The following is an 18,002-nucleotide window of genomic DNA, read 5'->3' on the forward strand; positions in this document are numbered from 1 at the left end:
ATGAGACATATTATTTCACTATTATTGGAAAACCAACCAGGAGCGTTGTCTCGTGTTGTTGGTCTATTCTCTCAACGTGGCTATAACATTGAATCACTTACCGTATCGCCAACGGATGATGAAACGCTATCGCGCTTAAATATCACAACCAAGAGCACTGAAATGCAACTTGAGCAGATCCAAAAGCAACTGCATAAGTTGATTGATGTGCTTAAAGTGCAAGAGGTTTCTGAGCTCGAGCATATTGAACGTGAGTTAATGATGGTTAAAGTGAAAGCGAGTGGTTTTGCTCGTGCCGAAGTGAAACGTACCGCTGATATTTTCCGTGGTCAGATTATTGATGTCACAGCATCACAATATACCGTTCAATTGACTGGAACGAGCGAGAAATTAGACGCTTTCATTCAGGCCTTATCTGAAGTAACTGATGTTATCGAAGTAGCGCGTAGTGGCGTGGTTGGCATTGCTCGCGGAGAGCGAGCACTTAAAGCGTGATTGGTTAACAATCGACAATGAAAGAGGCCACAATTGTGGCCTCTTTACTTTTACCCAAATTCGCCATCCTCTTTAAAGGTAGCGAATGTTGTCAACGTGCGGATTAGTGAAGAATACGCGCGCGAATTGTTCCTGCAATGCTTTTCAGTTTCGCTAATGCTTCTTCTGAGCGTGCCGTTTCTACATCGATAACCACATAGCCGATCTCTGCAGACGTTTGTAGATATTGACCAGCAATGTTAATCCCTTCTTCGGCAAAGATGGTGTTAATTTGTGTCAGAATACCAGGGCGGTTTTCATGGATGTGCAGTAAGCGTGAACTGTTACGATGAATTGGCAATGATACTTCAGGGAAGTTAACGCTCGACAGTGTTGAACCGTTATCTGAATATTTCGCTAACTTGCCAGCAACTTCAATACCGATGTTTTCTTGTGCTTCTTGTGTTGAGCCACCAACATGAGGAGTCAGAATAACATTATCAAATTTCATCAATGGTGTTTCAAACGGATCTGAATTGGTTCCCGGCTCTTCTGGGAATACGTCAACCGCCGCACCAGACAAATGACCAGACTCTAAAGATTCGCATAATGCTGGAATATCAACCACAGTTCCACGAGCCGCATTGATAAAAATGGCTCCAGGCTTCATGCGTGCAAACTCCTCTTTGCCCATCATGTTTTTGGTGTCCGGAGTCTCTGGTACATGCAATGAAATCACATCACATTTATTCAATAGCTCACTCATGGTGTGAACTTGTGTCGCATTGCCGAGTGATAGCTTATTTTCGATGTCGTAGAAATAGACTCGCATCCCCAAGTTCTCAGCAATGATACCCAGTTGGGTACCGATATGGCCGTAACCGATGATGCCCAAGCGTTTACCACGTGCTTCGTAAGAATTATCGGCACTTTTTTTCCAGATACCACGGTGAGCCAGCGCATTTTTTTCAGGAATGCCACGCAACAGAAGTAATACTTGGCCGAGAACAAGTTCTGCGACACTGCGCGTGTTTGAGAATGGTGCGTTGAATACTGGAATACCGCGTTTTGCTGCTGCGTCAAGATTTACTTGGTTAGTACCAATACAAAAACAGCCAATAGCCACCAATTTCTCTGCGGCATTAATGACTTTTTCCGTCAAATTTGTGCGGGAACGAATACCGATGAAATGCGCATCTTTTACCGCTTCCAGCAGTTCAGCATCATCCAGAGAGCCTTTATGGTATTCGATATTGGTGTAGCCGGCTGATTGCAGTACTTCAACTGAAGAAGGGTGAAGTCCTTCAAGAAGTAGAATTTTAATTTTTTCTTTTTCCAGTGAAACTTTGGCCATTATTCTCGTCCTTAAAATGGAAAGGTGGGCAAATGCGGCGCACATAGAGCAAAAAAGTTAAATAAAGAGGATGATTAACCATTTTGTTGGAAGACAAACGTTTCCCTGTGCGTCTTCTGAACAATAAAGTAACAAACTTTTTTTGTTTTGGGTAAGAAAATTACGGAATAAGGAATAATTTTCTGCAAGATAGCCACGAAAAACGGCACCTAATGGTGCCGTTTGTAATCAAATAACGGAAAGTTTCGCAATTATGTGCGTTACTCCTCGATTTTTGCACCTTCTGCAGTACCGGTGATGACCACATCTGCACCTCGGTGAGCAAATAAACCAACGGTGACTACTCCAGCAATGCCGTTGATTTTATCTTCCAGTGCTTTTGCATCAGTAATTTTTAGGCCATGTACATCTAAAATAACGTTGCCGTTATCGGTGACGACACCGTGGCGATATTCTGGGTCACCACCAAGCTTGACGAGCTCACGAGCCACATAAGAACGAGCCATTGGGATCACTTCGACAGGCAATGGAAATTTGCCTAAGAAATCGACCGCTTTTGTACCATCAACAATACAAATGAATTTATCGGCAATTGCCGCAACGATTTTTTCACGAGTCAGTGCTGCGCCACCACCTTTGATCATATCGCGGGTTGGGTTGATTTCATCAGCACCATCGACATAAACATCAAGTTTAATTACATCATTGCAGTCAAATACTTCAATACCTAAGCCTTTCAGTTTTTCTGTTGAGGCGATAGAGCTTGATACGGCACCTTTAATATCATCTTTAATTGAGCCTAATGCATCGATGAAGTGATTCACAGTTGAGCCTGTACCGACACCCACAATGCTGCCTTTTTCTACGTATTTTAGAGCAGCCCAGCCGGCGGCTTTTTTCATTTCATCTTGAGTCATGCCAATCTCCTGATATCGATTAATGGGGTAACGTGTCTTAGCGGGCGCGATTATAGCCTCAATAATTTACGATTCCCATTGCCAGATTCGGCTCGGGGTCACTATTTTAGGTAAAGGGATATCCCACGCTTGGCTTGGGAGGCTTTCAACATATTGACAATCGTGGGCCAGTCCAATCGGTTGTGCTCCTATTCCAGTTTTAAACCACGTCTCTAGAGTTCGATCATAATATCCACCGCCCATACCGAGTCGCTGACCTTGTTTATCAAAAGCGACCAGTGGTGTACAGATGATATCGAGTTGATTTACTGGAAGGACCAAAGTCTGATTGAGTCTGGGTTCGGCGATACCGTACTTATTGGTTGCCATTGGTGTATTGGCGTCATAATGAAGAAACAGTAAGTGGCCGGCAGAGAACGGGTGTAAAACGGGAAGGTAAGTGTATTTGCCTTGTTGCCATAGCCATTCTATGAGTGGTTGAGTGTCTAACTCACCATCGCTTGCTAGATATAAGGCAATATGTTGGCTAGTCGCTAGTTCATCTAACGCAGAAAATTGAGTAACAAGATCAAGCCCAGCGTTATGCTGTTGAGCCGATGATAATTGGTTACGTTGTTGGCGAATGTTTTTTCTAATGGTTTGACGAGAAAGTTGCATAGGAATACCCCGGAGTGCCGTTGAGGATTTTGGCCCTTGAACCAGCTGGTTCAAGGCGGATCAGCAATGATAACCGTAGGCTTCTCGGTACGAGCCGAGCTTGCTCAATAGTTACCAAATACTAACCCTTTGGTGTTGCTTATCGGCTCAGGGACTTAAATCCGCCTGACGAACACTCTAGGGTAAATTTGGTTTTTACTGTAATGCTACTGCTGTCCGTGCTTTACTTTACTAAGTACATCATCTAATGATGCGGCGAGCTTTTCCATACGCTCGGTTAATTGATTCTGTTTGCCAACACTTTCATTTTGCTTAGTTTGTAGCTCATAGCAAATATTCAATGCAGCAATGGTCAGTAGTTTTACTTCATTAGTAACCTTAGTACGCTCTGCCATCTCTTTCAATCGATTATCAAGATCTTGAGCCGCTTGGATCAATGACTGCTCTTGTCCTGATGGACAATTAACACGAGTCAATTTTCCTAAAATTTCTACGTCTACCGCTTGATTACTCATGATGGATGAACTCTTTTCGCGCTGTCTAAGATGGTGCTACTCACATGACCATCGAGGTGGAAACTATAGGTAAAGCGTCACTAAGATTCAAGCTTTTCAGACAAGAGCGATAAAAATGAGGGACTAAAAACACAGTAATTGGACAAATTGAACAAAAGCTACTCACAATTGGTGCTTTGAGCATTTTCGCAGTTGGAGCTAAGTGGTAGGATCAAGTTTATTTGATTTTAGAATGAGTCACTCATGAGCGAAAAAACACTGCCAACTTATCTTTCCTTTGCCACTGAACTTCAATCGGCGGCGCTTGCAGTAAACCCTGCTGAATTACACGGGTTACTCGCTGGTATGCTTGCGGGTGGCTTAAGCCTCAGTGACAAAAGCTGGCAGCCTTTGATTTTTGATTATACCAATGATGGTATGGGTTGGCCGGATCGCACATTGACACTTGCTGAGCAAACGCTTGAAATCACCAAAAATGAAATCACAGGTTCAGATATCGAACTCTCTTTGTTGCTACCAGATGATGAGGCAGGGGCTAGCTTATTTGATTTAGCCGATGGCGTCGCAGATTGGGTGAACCACTTCATATCTGGGTTAGGATTGGTGGGCACGGCGTTAAAAAAAGCATCTGCAGAATCTAAAGAAGCATTAGCGGATTTAGAAGAAATCGCCAAGTTGGGCATTGATGAAGATGACGATTTAAATGAGCAAGCCCAGCTATTGGAACAAGTGATCGAACACATCAAAGCTTGCGTACTGATCATTCATGCGGAATTTGGCATTAAACCAGTACAAGAAACTAAGCCAACTATTCATTAATGTGAGGTTGTTGTGAAGCAATTTGATGTGATTATTGCTGGTGGCGCAATGGCTGGTGCAACACTTGCTTTGGCGCTAGATCGCCTGTCTCAAGGTCAGTTAACCATTGCTGTAGTTGAAGCGTATCAAGCCGATAGTGAAGCTCACCCAGGCTTTGATTCTCGTTGCATTGCTTTGTCGTATGGTACGGTGCAAATTCTACAGCGCCTAAGTTTATGGAATTCGCTACAAAAGGTAGCAACCGCCATTGAACACATTCACGTGTCAGATCGTACTCATGCGGGAATGACGGATATAACTCATCATCAATTGGGTTTAGATGCGTTGGGTTATGTGGTTGAATTAGCTGATGTCGGGCTGATTTATGCCCAGCAAATAGCGCAATGTTCAAACATTGAATTGTTTTGTCCCCAATCAGTTCTGCAAGTTGAACGCAGTGAGAAAAGCGTAGTAGTAACACTGGCTGATGGGCAAAACATAGCGGCGAAATTACTGGTTGCGGCAGACGGCGCTATTTCCACTTGTTGTGAACAGGTGGGGGTAGCTCTACGTGAGCATGATTTTGAGCAAGTTGCTGTTATTGCCAATGTACTGACTCAGCAACCGCATCAGGGACGAGCTTTCGAACGTTTTACAGCAGATGGCCCTGTTGCCCTGTTGCCCATGAGTGATAATCGCCTCTCTTTAGTGTGGTGTTTACCACCAGAAAAAGCACAACAGATACTCAGCTTAAGCGATGACGCTTTCTTATTGCAGCTTCAACAAGCGTTTGGTTGGCGTTTAGGTAAAATGAATAAAGTGGGTGCTCGTGCCAGTTACCCATTAATATTACGCTACCGAGAGCAAAATATATCGCATCGTTTTGCTATTGTTGGTAATGCGGCTCAAACCTTACATCCTATCGCAGGGCAAGGTTTTAATTTAGGCATTCGAGATGTAGTCAGTTTGGCTGATGAACTGGTCAAGCAATTGAGTGATGTGGGGGAGTATAGTGGTTTACATGCTTTTAAACAGCGCCGCGAGCAAGACAGATTAGCGACGATTACCTTGACCTCATCACTGGTGCATCTGTTTTCTAATGATTGGTTAGCGACTCGCATTGGTCGAAATGTAGGACTGGCGATGATGGATAATTTACCGTGGCTAAAAATGCCTCTGCTGCGTCGTACACTCGGCGTGGTTAATCGATAAAAAGGTTTGAATATGATGCAAAGCGTTGATATTGCGATTGTTGGTGGTGGAATGGTCGGCTTAGCATTAGCGGCCGCCTTTAAGCATAGCGATCTTCGTATTGCCGTGATTGAGGGTAATGTCCCCAATGGTGAGCTTAACGAACTACCCGATGTACGAGTGTCAGCTTTAAGTCGTTCTAGCGAAATGATTTTGCGTAATCTTGATGCATGGTCGGGTATTTTGCAGCGCCGTGCTGCTCCTTATTCTGCGATGGAAGTATGGGAGCGTGACAGTTTTGCACGCATTGAATTTAGTGCTAACCAACTGACTCAACCAGACTTAGGACATATTGTCGAAAACAGAGTGATTCAGTTAGCGCTGCTAGAGCAAGTGAAAAAGCAGGCTAATGTGACGTTATACATGCCAACAAAATGTCAATCTTTGGCTGTCGGTGAAAGTGAGGCTTGGTTGACATTAGATAATGGGCAATCATTGACGGCGAAGCTGGTTGTCGGAGCTGATGGTGCGAATTCTTGGGTTCGTCAGCAGCAGGATATTCCTCTGACTCACTGGGATTATGGGCATAGTGCGGTTGTTGCTAACATTCGCACAAGTGAGCCTCACCAATCAACGGCAAGACAAATCTTTACACCGCAAGGTCCATTGGCATTCTTACCGATGAATGATCCTCACATGAGCTCTATTGTTTGGTCAACGGAACCAAGTCGCGCAGAACGCTTGGTACATCTGTCGGAGCATGAGTTCAATAAGATGCTAACTGCAGAGTTTGATCACCGTTTAGGTCTATGTGAAGTGGTTGGAGAGCGAGCGGCGTTCCCACTAAAAATGCGTTATGCAAGAGACTTTGCTCTTGAGCGTATTGCGTTGGTTGGTGATGCTGCACATACCATTCACCCACTTGCGGGGCAGGGCGTTAACCTCGGATTATTAGATGCCGCCAGTTTAGCTCAAGAAGTGCTTGCACTTTGGTCTAAAGGTGAAGATGTGGGGACTAAGAGTAATCTACGTAGCTATGAGCGTTGGCGTAAAGCGGAAGCGGCGAAAATGATAGCAGCGATGCAAGGTTTTAAAGATTTGTTCGAAGGTGACAACCCAGCGAAGAAATTGATTCGAGGTATTGGGATGCGTTTAGCTGGCCAACTTCCCGGAGCAAAAGACGAGATTATGAAGAGAGCATTAGGCTTAAAAGGCCACCTACCTGATTTGGCAAAAAGCAAAATGGTGTTGTTGGAACCTTAAAGTTATTACTTGATACAAAGCAAAAGGGTTGGCAAATCGCCAACCCTTGTAAATTCTGTCGTTAAAACTGCATCAAGCGTAAGCGCAACGTAATCTCATTATTTCCTGATTCACTTCTTTTACTGTTTGGAAATGGCGTTTCTCTGCACGCTCTGGCAAGACCAATTTGCCATTATTAAATTCAAATTTCCCCACACCGTAAATGTAAATTCTTCCTTTAAAAAGACGACTTACGTGTTTTGCAATCATCCCCGGTGTATAGCGCTTAAACAGTCTCATACTACGATCCTTCTATTGTTCTTGCACTGCAAATTATATTAAACCCCCGTTAAAAATAGTGTGATATTAATAGGGGATTATGCAGTAAAGCCTAACTTGTTTGGATATTTGTGCTGCTGTTGGCAAAATGTTGGATAAATATCCAAGTTTGTGTGATGCTTTCCTCAAAACAGGGTTTGCTAATGAACTTGCCCTTGTTTTACTCGGTGCTTATTAAGCCCGAACAATATGACATTTTTAATAATAGTTGCATTTTATTTAAATGTGATGATTTTTGGTGAATTTTCTGACAAAAAAATGCCCGCTAAATGTGCGGGCGAATAGTCACAGATGCATTACACAAAAAGTGGATGTCCTGAAACAATCAGTGGATTCACTTTTTTGTTGGTGAAGGATACAAAAGAATGTTCATTCTGATTATGCTTTAACCAACGTCTGCAAGAGTACGTTAAAAAAGTTTCAATGACTATTTATGTTTTACTTTTGACTAAAAATTCACCGTCGATTTTGGTGTATTTCAGAGTTGCTCACGAAATAATGTAATGGATTACATTGTTTCATTGTTCAACGGACGATGTCTGCGATAATTGGATGGCAAAGCGCGACTAAATCTTGACAGCGAAGTGCGATTCCAGCCATTTGGGTGCCACTACTGATAGTCACTTGTTGCTCATTCAGTAGTTGCCTATCAAATATGATAGGCATTGATGTGAGTAGCAGTAATGGTGTGACAGTGCCTACTTGGTAGCCTGTAATGAGTGCAACGTCTTCGATATTCACACAGGTCATACGACGTCCCTGAAATATGGCGCGTACTTTTTTGGGATCAACAGCTTTATTTCCCGGAACGCAGGCGAGTGCATATCGGCCACCTAACTCTTTTAAAACTATCGACTTTACCATCTGCTTTGGGTGAATGCCGCGCTGCTTGGCGGCATCTTCAATCGTTTTCGCTGGAGTTTGATGGGGCATTAGGCGATAAGAGACCCCTTGCTCCGTTAAATAACGAGTGATGTGTGTATCGAATTCGTTATTCATCTTCAAGAGAATAAGGTAACGTTTGGATCAACCAACGAGTGCCAGGTTGATTAGCTAGACGAAATTGAGTGTCGGCCTCTAAATTATTAGGTAGCACAATCAAGCCAATTGCTGTTTGATCGGCAAAAGTATAATGAGCGAGTAAGTGTCCAACACTGCGCCAATTTTCACCGACCGAACGCTCCAATACAATGGGTTCATCATTGAGCAATGCTTGCTCGACATTGCCTTGCACAAGGTACATAGCCCGTTTGTTGATACCACGGTATTTAGCGCGAGCTACTGTTTCTTGACCAGTATAACAACCTTTACTAAAGCTAATTCCATTCAGCGCTTGCAAGTTCAACGCTTGAGGAATATGTTCTCTTTGATCGACTTGAGTGATAAGCGGAATACCTTCTTCGATATCAAAACGTGTCCAAAGTGCTTCGCTGACTTTAGTGGCATCACTGCTGCTGATGAGCTTTTGTGCGATAGGTTCAGTTATCAGTAATAGCCAACGTTGTGGTGATATTTTTACCGCGCTACCACCTTCAATACTGCGAACATCACCTCTGTCTTCTGTTAATGCATCAATGTATTGTTCAGCGTTATCACCGAATACACCTAAAGCAACATCCTGACTTTGGCTTATCTCTACTTTTGAAAAAATCGCGTACTTTTTCAGTTCGTTGAGCTCTGCTTCTATCGCCGATAATGGCTGGAACATCGCATAACCATTATTGTGGTGAAAAAGGCGAAACACTGACCAAACCTTACCTTTGGCGTCACAATGCGCACCGAATGTGGATTGTGTCTTCTCAAGGCTAACAACGTTACAGGTCACTTGACCTTGCAAATAAGCTTTTTTGTCATCTCCATCCATAGTGATTGCTCCCCATGAATCAAGATGAGCCATCATTAAAGGGGGAAGCGTGTCATTGGCGGTCACTGAGAGAGGTGTAAATGCGTTTTGCCAGTCCATGTTTGTCTACCTAAAAAGTAAAATGTAGACACTATGTTAGTCTGGTTCAGTTTTTTTGTCAGCTTGAACAGGGACTGTGACTCATCTACTAGTTGAATTACCATCCGCTTGATACACTCTGCGCAAATAAACATAAGGTGAGGAAAACCGATGTACACCACTGAAGAAAAAGCAAGAATTAAGTGGGCCTGCCGTCGAGGAATGCTAGAGCTAGATGTGGTTGTAATGCCATTTTTTGAAGAATGCTTCGACTCGCTTGGTGAAACTGAACAACGAGATTTCGTTTCCCTACTGGAGTGTGATGATCCAGATCTATTCACGTGGATTATGGGGCACGGTCGCAGTGAAAATTTAGGGCATGCCGCTATGGTGGACAAGATTGTCGCTCATAACCTCAGCAAAGTACGTTAAGTTTACACTTCAAGCTTCTTATTTCGCCTGTTTGGCTCATATCATATTGTTGATGTTGGTCATATGGGCGTTGTTGATTTCTCCTCTTCCTCTTGTTTCGACTCTCTTCTTTATCATCTTCTTATTGTCGGCGGGTTACCAATTCGATCTATTGCCTCCATGTGTTAGCGGTGATGTTACCTTGCATAAGGATGACAGATGTCAGTGGCTTGAAGAGACATTTATTATTGAAAAGGTCTCATTGCAATTTTCGTTTATGGTGCTTATTTTGTACTCAGAATGTGGGCAGCGCTATCTATTGTGGCGAGACACTTGTAGTGATGAACTGTATCGGCAGCTATTGGTTCGATTAGCGCAAATCAATAAACAACAAAAGGAGCCATAAAGACTCCTTTTGTTTAACTACATATTTATTCCTAGCCTTGCGGTGTCAGAATTGTAGGCCCGCTATCTTCAGCCAATTGTGGGTAGTCCAATGTGTAATGCAAACCACGGCTTTCTTTGCGTTGCATTGCGCAGCGAACCATCAGCTCGGCGACTTGCAATAAATTTCGCAGTTCCAACAAATTGTTCGAAACACGGAAATGACTGTAGTACTCATGAGTTTCTTGTTGCAGCAATTGGATGCGACGTAATGCACGCTCCAAACGCTTGTCAGTACGTACGATGCCCATGTAATCCCACATGAATAGACGTAGCTCGTGCCAGTTATGTTGAATAACAACTTCTTCATCTGAGTTATTCACTTTACTTTCATCCCAAGCTGGTAAACTTGGAGGAAGTTGTGCTTCAGGCAGTGCTTTCAGAATATGTTGCGCCGCAGACCATGCATAGACAACACACTCAAGTAACGAGTTTGAAGCCATACGGTTAGCACCATGTAGCCCGGTATAGCTGACTTCACCGATTGCATAAAGGTGTTTGATGTCGGTCTGACCTTGCTTGTTGACCATTACCCCCCCGCAAGTATAGTGCGCAGCAGGCACTATCGGGATCGGCTCTTTGGTCATATCAATCCCCAATTCCATTAGACGAGAATGGATGGTGGGGAAGTGTTTTTCGATAAAATCAGCAGGCTTATGGCTGATGTCTAGGTACATGCAATCAGCACCTAGGCGTTTCATCTCAAAATCTATCGCTCGGGCAACCACATCACGCGGTGCCAGTTCTCCACGCTCATCAAAATCAGGCATAAAGCGTGAGCCATCAGGGCGTTTTAAAAATGCTCCTTCGCCACGTAATGCTTCTGTCAAAAGAAAATTACGAGCCTCAGGATGGAACAAGCAGGTTGGGTGGAATTGATTAAACTCCAAATTTGCAACGCGGCATCCTGCGCGCCAAGCCATGGCAATGCCATCACCAGAAGAGACATCGGGATTGGATGTATATTGATATACCTTCGATGCGCCCCCTGTGGCTAAGACCACGAATTTCGCGCGGATGGTTTCAACGTGTTCTTGATTACGGTTCCAAACATAAGCGCCAATGACTTTTTGTTTGTCACCACCAACTTTGTCTTCGGTGATCAAATCTAATGCATTATGACGTTCAAGAATGGTGATGTTTGGGTGGTTATGAACATTATCTTGAAGGGAGGTTTGCATCGCCATGCCAGTTGCATCGGCAGCATGAAGGATACGTCGATGGCTATGACCACCCTCACGAGTTAAATGATAACGAGGAGCTTCATCACTGTCATTTTCTTCTCTGTCGAAAGGAACACCGCCATCAATTAGCCACTGAACACTCTCTTTCGCGTGTTCTGCGATAAAGCGCACGGTATCTTCTTCACAAATACCAGCCCCTGCGATTTGTGTATCTTCAACGTGTGATTCAATACTGTCTGATTCGTCAAAAACAGCCGCAATTCCTCCTTGAGCGTAATAGGTGGCCCCCTCACTGCGAGGTCCTTTGCTTAGAACAATGACTTTTCCATGTTTTGCTACACGCAGAGCTAACGACAAGCCTGCTGCACCACTACCTACCACTAATACATCACATTGATGTTCACGGTTTGCGTTCATAAAACTTTTAAATTCCCGAACTATAGTAGAGTTATCCAACTCTTATTTAAAAAAATGTACTGCATGTATCTATACTCTTGAAGTGCTTAAGTCGCAAGGTTTTATCCCTTCCTACTTGAATATGCTGCGGTGTTGGCGGCGTTCGTTTACCCCAATCACATAGCCTGTCTATGCTTATGGGGTAAACTCACTTGCCGCCTACCTGTAACTCCAAGTCGTTTTTGGTATATCCATTAGCTGCGTAAGCGTGACTTCGATCATCTAGATAAAATAAAGGTAAATTATCTCGTTAAAATGCAATACTTTGGTCAATGCCATTGTCTTTCGTATTATCGACCCTCACTATGTTGTAAGGTTTGTCGAATTGAAGTTACGTCACACTTATCGATTGTGAATGGCAAATATTTTTAGACAGAATGGAACTTCCCATTCTTCCTTGAGTCACAATAGTGCTCATGTAAGCGGTGGTGTCAATACTACACTTTGCATAATGAATGCCCATATCTGAGAAGGTAAGGGGAATAACAATAGGAGTACACGCTCGAATGAACGAGCAGTTGACCGATCAGGTATTGATTGAGCGAGTTCAGAGTGGGGATAAGCAAGCGTTTAACCTTTTGGTCTTAAGATACCAAAATAAAGTCTGCAACCTTATTTCTCGGTATGTGAGCAATTCTGGAGATGTAGCGGATGTCGCCCAAGAGGCATTCATCAAGGCGTATCGTGCTATCCCAACTTTTCGTGGAGAAAGCGCGTTTTACACTTGGCTATACCGTATTGCTGTCAATACTGCTAAAAATCACATTGTTGCGCAGAGCCGCAGGCCACCCGCAAATGATGTTGATGCTGAAGATGCTGAATATTATGAAAATGGTAATGCGCTAAAAGAAATATCGAACCCTGAGAACATTACGTTGTCCAAAGAATTGCAACAGGTAGTGTTCAGTGCGATAGAAGCGTTACCTGAAGATTTAAAAACGGCGATGACGTTGCGTGAGCTTGAAGGCTTAAGTTACGAGGAAATCGCAGAAGTTATGGATTGTCCTGTAGGAACGGTGCGTTCGCGTATCTTCCGTGCTCGTGAAGCGGTAGAAAAGAAGATAAAACCTCTTTTATAGCGCTCAAACCAGTAATGAATATGGTGAATAAATAATGGCTGACAAAGAAAAACTTTCAGCACTCATGGATGGGGAAATGGTCGATAAGGCACTAATCCAAGAATTAGAGCTTGACCAAGAAAGTTTACAAACGTGGAAAAATTACCATGTAATTGGTGATGTGATGCGTGGTGATGCCCCAGTGCTAGCTGAATGGAATATTGCAGAAAGTGTGGCGTTAGCATTGGAAAGTGAGCCTACGCACAGTCGTTTACATTCGGCCTCTGTTGTTGATATCCAGCATGGAAATCGTGAGTCTCAACCTACGCCATCACAAGCCCGTCGACAATTACCAGCATGGCTTTCTCAGTTTGGACAAGTCGCTGTGGCTGCTTGTGTCTCGCTTGTGGTTATTTTGGGTGTGCAGCAATACAGTGGTAGTGATCCAACCGCCACTCAAGGTGATCAATTACCTGTATTACAAACAGTACCGTTCACTGGTAGTGTTGAACCGGTTAGCTTGACTCGTGATTCTGTCGAGCGACACAACAATGATACTAATATGCAAGAGCAACGCCGCCGCGTTAACGCGCTATTACAAGATTACGAGCTGCAACTTCGCTTAAATAGCGAAAGTGCTAGCTTGCACAACGATGTACATCAATCGGTAGCTGAATGAATAAATACCTGATCAGTGCGTTGGCGCTGTTCAGTTTGAACTCTACATTAGCCTTTGCAGATGACCAACCTGCAGAGGCTTTGTTGCTTCAAATGAACGAAGCCAGTCAGCACTTAAATTATGAGCTGTCTTACATTCTTATTAAGAAAAGCAGTATCGAACCTTTACTATATCGTCATGCGAGTAAAAGTGACCAACAATTTGCTCATCTCGTCTATCTCAGTGGGCCGGTCAGAGAAGTTATTCGTCGTGGTTATGAAGTTAGTTACATTGAGCCAGGCGTAGATCCGTTCACCATCGAATCTAGCTCTATGGTCGCACCAACGATTCCTATGCTCGATAGCGATGTTGGCGCATTAAGCCAATATTACGACTTTGTTAAAGTCGGTCGTGCTCGTGAAGCGGGTACTGCCTGTCAGGTTGTGCGTATTGTGCCTAAAGATGGGCTGCGTTATTCCTATGTTTTATGGGTTGATGAAGCCAGTCATTTGCCACTACGAGCAGATTTAGTTGATAGAGATGGTGAAGTATTAGAGCAATATCGCACCATATCTTATGCGATCAGCGACAAACTCGCCGATGCGATGGAGGGGCTCAATGCCGTCAAACTTCCAGAAGTATTGTCTTTACCAAAGGGTAACCTTAACGAAAGTTTTTGGAATGTAGGTTGGACCCCTGATGGTTTCGAGCCCAAAGAACTGAACCGTTACCGTATGGCTATTACTGAACGTTTAGTTGAAAGCCAAATGTTTAGCGATGGTTTGTTCAGTTTCTCTGTATACATTTCAGATAGCGACAATCATTCGTTAAAAGGTCAATTGGTTCGCCAAGGTCGCCGTACTTTACATAGTTTTGTGAAAGGCAATAATGAGATCTCGGTGGTGGGTGATATTCCACCAGAAACCGCCAAGCGTATCGCTCAGTCAATTACGTTTAAAGCGATGAACAAAACCAATGAGGTGACGGCACCATGATGACGGCGTTGGCGACAGTGACTTCTGTTCAATTAAAGCAACAAGGGTTTCATGTTGAACTTAGTTGTGAACAGCAGACCAGTTGCAGCAGTTGTTCTTCATCAAAAAGTTGTGGGACGGGGATTGTTTCTAAAGCTGTGGGCAACAAAACACTGCACTGGCAACTCAATACGGACAAAACAGTCAAGCCTGGCCAGGTGATTGAAATTGGTTTTCCTGAAAAAAGCTTACTTCAATCGGCGGCTTTGGTTTACCTAGTGCCGTTATTTATGATGATGCTTGGAGCTTGGCTCGGTGATGCTGTTATTGCCCCTATGTTTAATGGTGGCGAAGGTTTGGTGATTATGAGCGCGGCACTTTTTATCGCCGTTGGGATCATCATTGCCAAACGATTCTCCACCGTTCTTGAAAAACGTTCACAGCTTGAAGTGGTTTTGGTTCGAGTCCTCGGTGAGCCCATTGCCTAATTTATGATGCGATCCCTATCGAAATTGGGTAGAATCTGCCAACTTTATGGAAACGCCACTTGATGTCGCGTTCTTATGTTCCTTTTTGCAAGAGTTTAGTCATCCCAAACCTATGAAGCACATTCGTAACTTTTCGATTATCGCCCACATCGACCATGGTAAGTCGACCCTCTCTGACCGTTTAATCCAAGTTTGTGGTGGATTGAGTAATCGTGAAATGGCAGCTCAAGTCCTCGATTCTATGGATCTTGAACGTGAGCGTGGCATCACCATCAAAGCGCAGAGTGTGACGCTCGACTACCAAGCAAAAGATGGCGAGACATACCAGCTCAACTTTATCGATACTCCTGGACACGTTGACTTCTCTTATGAAGTTTCCCGTTCTCTTGCCGCCTGTGAAGGTGCATTATTAGTAGTGGATGCAGGTCAAGGTGTTGAAGCTCAAACCTTGGCTAACTGTTACACTGCGATTGAAATGGAACTGGAAGTTGTTCCTATCCTTAACAAAATCGATTTGCCAGCCGCAGAACCAGAGCGTGTAGCGGAAGAGATTGAAGATATCGTTGGTATTGATGCGATTGATGCTGTCCGTTGTTCGGCTAAAACTGGTCTTGGGGTTGATGATGTACTCGAAAAGATCGTTTCTGGTATTCCGGCGCCAGAAGGTGATCCTGATGCGCCACTGCAAGCTTTGATCATTGACTCTTGGTTTGATAACTACTTAGGTGTGGTTTCTCTTGTACGCGTGAAAAACGGCGTATTGAAGAAGAATGACAAGATTAAAGTGATGAGTACCGGGCAAATTTGGGGTGTTGATCGTTTGGGGATTTTTACGCCAAAACAAGTCGACCAAACTGAATTAAATACTGGTGAAGTGGGCTGGGTTGTTTGTGGTATTAAAGACATCCTTGGTGCGCCAGTTGGCGATACGTTGACTTCAGCAAAAACACCATGTGAAAAAGCGTTACCAGGATTTAAAAAGGTGAAACCTCAGGTTTATGCTGGTCTTTTCCCGGTTTCTTCTGATGATTATGAAAATTTCCGCGATGCATTAGGTAAACTTAGTCTTAACGATGCGTCACTGTTTTATGAGCCAGAAAGCTCGGCAGCACTAGGTTTTGGTTTCCGTTGTGGCTTCTTGGGTATGCTCCATATGGAGATTATTCAAGAACGTCTAGAGCGTGAATACGACCTTGATCTTATCACCACCGCACCAACGGTAGTGTATGAAGTTGAAAAAACTGACGGTACGGTACTTTATGTTGATAGCCCTGCTAAATTGCCAGCGGTTAATGACATTGAAGAAATTCGTGAGCCAATTGCTCGTTGTAACATTCTGGTACCGTCTGAATACCTAGGTAATGTGATTACCTTGTGTATTGAAAAGCGTGGTGTGCAGGTTGATATGGTTTACCACGGCAACCAAGTAGCACTGACTTACGACGTTCCTATGGCTGAAGTGGTACTCGATTTCTTTGACCGTTTGAAGTCGACATCACGTGGTTACGCATCATTGGATTACGGTTTCCAACGTTTTGAAGCATCAAGCATGGTTCGTGTTGATATTTTGCTTAATGGTGACAAAGTGGATGCTTTGGCTATCATCACTCATAAAGACAACTCGCAAACACGTGGTCGTCAAGTTGTTGAGAAGATGAAAGAATTCATCCCTCGTCAAATGTTTGATATTGCGATTCAAGCCGCGATTGGCAACCATATTATTGCTCGTTCAACCGTCAAACAGCTACGTAAAAACGTACTAGCAAAATGTTACGGTGGTGATGTGAGTCGTAAGAAGAAACTGTTGAAGAAACAGAAAGAAGGTAAGAAACGCATGAAGCAAATTGGTAACGTAGAGTTACCACAAGAAGCGTTCCTTGCGATTCTTCATGTTGGTAAAGATTAACCATTGCGTTGAATGTACCGTTCATCATGCAGTAATCATAAGTGAAAGAGTTTCGGCTCTTTCACTTTCGTATTTTTAGATAAGGGAAGTCCATGGCAAATACATTCTCACTCATCTTGGTGATCGTGACCTTAGTGACCGGAGTGGTCTGGGTGCTAGAAAAGTTGGTTTGGGCAAAGAAACGCCAGCACAAAGTGGCCGGTATTGAAGCGCAAACCAACGGATTAGATGCCAGTGTGACGGCTAAAGTCGCCGCTCAACCATGGTGGGTAGAAAATAGTGTCTCTATTTTCCCTGTGATTGCTTTGGTGCTGGTGCTGCGTTCTTTTATCTATGAACCGTTTCAAATTCCATCAGGTTCGATGATGCCAACATTATTGGTTGGTGATTTTATCCTGGTTGAGAAATATGCTTATGGTTTGAAAGACCCGGTATGGCGTACTCAATTGGTTGAAACGGGTAAGCCTGAGCGTGGAGATATTGTAGTTTTTAAATATCCACCACAGCCAAGTATTGACTACATCAAGCGTGTAGTGGGTATGCCAGGCGATACGGTTCGCTATAGTAGTAACAAGGAAGTTTGTATCCAAGCTCAAGGTTCAACAGAATGTAAACAGGTCAAACTGTCCAATGTTGAAGAGAGTGAATTCAACCAAAATGGCATTCCCTTAATCCAAGTGAATGAAAAGCTAGGCCAGGTTGAACACCAGATTTTGATCAATCCATTGCGTCGTGATCGCGTTGATGCGTATCAACCTCGTCATGGTGTTAACGAGTGGGTTGTTCCACAAGGTCAGTATTTTGTGATGGGTGATAACCGTGACAACAGTGCTGATAGTCGCTACTGGGGTTTTGTCCCAGAAGCAAACTTAGTCGGTAAAGCCGTTGCTATTTGGATCAGCTTCGAATTTGAGCGTGATGCCGATAGCGTTTTACCTTCATGGATTCCAACTGGTGTGCGTTTTAACCGCATTGGTGGTATTAACTAGGCTAG

General features: G+C 43.7%; 20 protein-coding genes and 1 other RNA gene. 12 read left to right on the forward strand and 9 right to left on the reverse strand.

From position 1 onward, the window contains the following. On the forward strand, positions 1-495 hold the full coding sequence (ilvN, locus tag MCT08_RS03750; RefSeq protein ID WP_053310713.1) for an acetolactate synthase small subunit: 495 nt from the start codon (positions 1-3) through the stop codon (positions 493-495). Between the two features lie 103 nt (positions 496-598). On the opposite strand, the gene serA is transcribed toward ilvN, so the two are convergent. From serA to MCT08_RS03775, 5 genes are all read right to left on the reverse strand, one after another. Beyond that, the gene (gene serA / locus MCT08_RS03755) at positions 599-1,828 is read right to left on the reverse strand and encodes a phosphoglycerate dehydrogenase (protein ID WP_053310714.1); all 1,230 of its coding nucleotides are present in this window, start codon (positions 1,826-1,828) and stop codon (positions 599-601) included. 260 nt (positions 1,829-2,088) lie between these two features. Next, on the reverse strand, positions 2,089-2,745 hold the full coding sequence (gene rpiA, locus MCT08_RS03760) for a ribose-5-phosphate isomerase RpiA (protein ID WP_053310715.1): 657 nt from the start codon (positions 2,743-2,745) through the stop codon (positions 2,089-2,091). Between the two features lie 66 nt (positions 2,746-2,811). Then, entirely contained in the window at positions 2,812-3,402 is a 591-nt protein-coding gene (locus MCT08_RS03765; RefSeq protein ID WP_171979749.1) for a 5-formyltetrahydrofolate cyclo-ligase, read from the reverse strand. A 2-nt stretch (positions 3,403-3,404) separates the two neighbouring features. Next, positions 3,405-3,589, reverse strand: a non-coding RNA gene (ssrS, locus tag MCT08_RS03770) — 6S RNA. A 19-nt stretch (positions 3,590-3,608) separates the two neighbouring features. After that, on the reverse strand, positions 3,609-3,917 hold the full coding sequence (locus MCT08_RS03775) for a cell division protein ZapA (protein ID WP_168521024.1): 309 nt from the start codon (positions 3,915-3,917) through the stop codon (positions 3,609-3,611). Between the two features lie 243 nt (positions 3,918-4,160). Between MCT08_RS03775 and MCT08_RS03780 the strand changes: the two genes are divergently transcribed. From MCT08_RS03780 to MCT08_RS03790, 3 genes are read left to right on the forward strand one after another with little or no spacing between them, the layout of a single operon-like run. Next, complete coding sequence (locus MCT08_RS03780; RefSeq protein ID WP_274677908.1) at positions 4,161-4,736, forward strand: YecA/YgfB family protein; 576 nt, start codon at positions 4,161-4,163, stop codon at positions 4,734-4,736. Positions 4,737-4,748: 12 nt separating this feature from the next. Next, entirely contained in the window at positions 4,749-5,927 is a 1,179-nt protein-coding gene (gene ubiH / locus MCT08_RS03785; protein WP_274677909.1) for a 2-octaprenyl-6-methoxyphenyl hydroxylase, read from the forward strand. A 12-nt stretch (positions 5,928-5,939) separates the two neighbouring features. Continuing rightward, on the forward strand, positions 5,940-7,169 hold the full coding sequence (locus tag MCT08_RS03790) for an FAD-dependent 2-octaprenylphenol hydroxylase (RefSeq protein WP_053310720.1): 1,230 nt from the start codon (positions 5,940-5,942) through the stop codon (positions 7,167-7,169). A gap of 72 nt (positions 7,170-7,241) precedes the next feature. Here the strand turns inward: MCT08_RS03790 and MCT08_RS03795 are convergent, their stop codons facing one another. From MCT08_RS03795 to ygfZ, 3 genes are all read right to left on the reverse strand, one after another. Next, entirely contained in the window at positions 7,242-7,448 is a 207-nt protein-coding gene (locus tag MCT08_RS03795; protein ID WP_053310721.1) for a DUF1107 domain-containing protein, read from the reverse strand. 564 nt (positions 7,449-8,012) lie between these two features. Next, positions 8,013-8,486: an aminoacyl-tRNA deacylase gene (locus MCT08_RS03800; protein ID WP_171979746.1), complete on the reverse strand. Its 474-nt coding sequence runs from the start codon at positions 8,484-8,486 to the stop codon at positions 8,013-8,015. After that, positions 8,479-9,450, reverse strand: a complete 972-nt coding sequence (gene ygfZ, locus MCT08_RS03805) for a tRNA-modifying protein YgfZ (protein WP_274677910.1) — start codon at positions 9,448-9,450, stop codon at positions 8,479-8,481. Before ygfZ ends, MCT08_RS03800 begins: the two co-directional genes overlap by 8 nt. A 150-nt stretch (positions 9,451-9,600) precedes the next feature. Here ygfZ and MCT08_RS03810 point away from each other — a divergent pair, with 150 nt between their 5' ends. After that, positions 9,601-9,861, forward strand: a complete 261-nt coding sequence (locus tag MCT08_RS03810) for an FAD assembly factor SdhE (protein WP_168521031.1) — start codon at positions 9,601-9,603, stop codon at positions 9,859-9,861. Beyond that, positions 9,830-10,246 carry a protein YgfX gene (locus MCT08_RS03815; RefSeq protein WP_274677911.1) on the forward strand — a complete coding sequence of 139 codons (417 nt, stop codon included), beginning with the start codon at positions 9,830-9,832 and terminating at the stop codon, positions 10,244-10,246. Before MCT08_RS03810 ends, MCT08_RS03815 begins: the two co-directional genes overlap by 32 nt. A 31-nt stretch (positions 10,247-10,277) precedes the next feature. Here MCT08_RS03815 and nadB read toward each other — a convergent pair whose 3' ends face one another. Then, positions 10,278-11,885, reverse strand: a complete 1,608-nt coding sequence (gene nadB, locus MCT08_RS03820; protein ID WP_274677912.1) for an L-aspartate oxidase — start codon at positions 11,883-11,885, stop codon at positions 10,278-10,280. A 545-nt stretch (positions 11,886-12,430) separates the two neighbouring features. Here nadB and rpoE point away from each other — a divergent pair. The 6 genes from rpoE (at position 12,431) to lepB (ending at position 17,997) form a co-directional block, all read left to right on the forward strand. After that, the gene (rpoE, locus tag MCT08_RS03825) at positions 12,431-13,003 is read left to right on the forward strand and encodes an RNA polymerase sigma factor RpoE (RefSeq protein WP_053310727.1); all 573 of its coding nucleotides are present in this window, start codon (positions 12,431-12,433) and stop codon (positions 13,001-13,003) included. A 34-nt stretch (positions 13,004-13,037) separates the two neighbouring features. After that, complete coding sequence (locus MCT08_RS03830) at positions 13,038-13,661, forward strand: sigma-E factor negative regulatory protein (protein WP_274677913.1); 624 nt, start codon at positions 13,038-13,040, stop codon at positions 13,659-13,661. Further along, positions 13,658-14,635 carry a sigma-E factor regulatory protein RseB gene (rseB, locus tag MCT08_RS03835; RefSeq protein WP_274677914.1) on the forward strand — a complete coding sequence of 326 codons (978 nt, stop codon included), beginning with the start codon at positions 13,658-13,660 and terminating at the stop codon, positions 14,633-14,635. Before MCT08_RS03830 ends, rseB begins: the two co-directional genes overlap by 4 nt. Continuing rightward, positions 14,632-15,102 (forward strand): SoxR reducing system RseC family protein, encoded by a 471-nt coding sequence (locus MCT08_RS03840; protein WP_053310730.1) that lies wholly within the window; start codon positions 14,632-14,634, stop codon positions 15,100-15,102. The genes rseB and MCT08_RS03840 overlap by 4 nt, the downstream gene beginning before the upstream one ends. A gap of 112 nt (positions 15,103-15,214) precedes the next feature. Next, positions 15,215-17,008, forward strand: a complete 1,794-nt coding sequence (lepA, locus tag MCT08_RS03845; RefSeq protein WP_053310991.1) for a translation elongation factor 4 — start codon at positions 15,215-15,217, stop codon at positions 17,006-17,008. 92 nt (positions 17,009-17,100) lie between these two features. After that, positions 17,101-17,997 (forward strand): signal peptidase I, encoded by an 897-nt coding sequence (gene lepB / locus MCT08_RS03850; RefSeq protein ID WP_053310731.1) that lies wholly within the window; start codon positions 17,101-17,103, stop codon positions 17,995-17,997. Positions 17,998-18,002: the final 5 nt, after the last annotated feature.

Source organism: Vibrio aestuarianus (assembly GCF_028858425.1).
GTDB lineage: Bacteria > Pseudomonadota > Gammaproteobacteria > Enterobacterales > Vibrionaceae > Vibrio > Vibrio aestuarianus.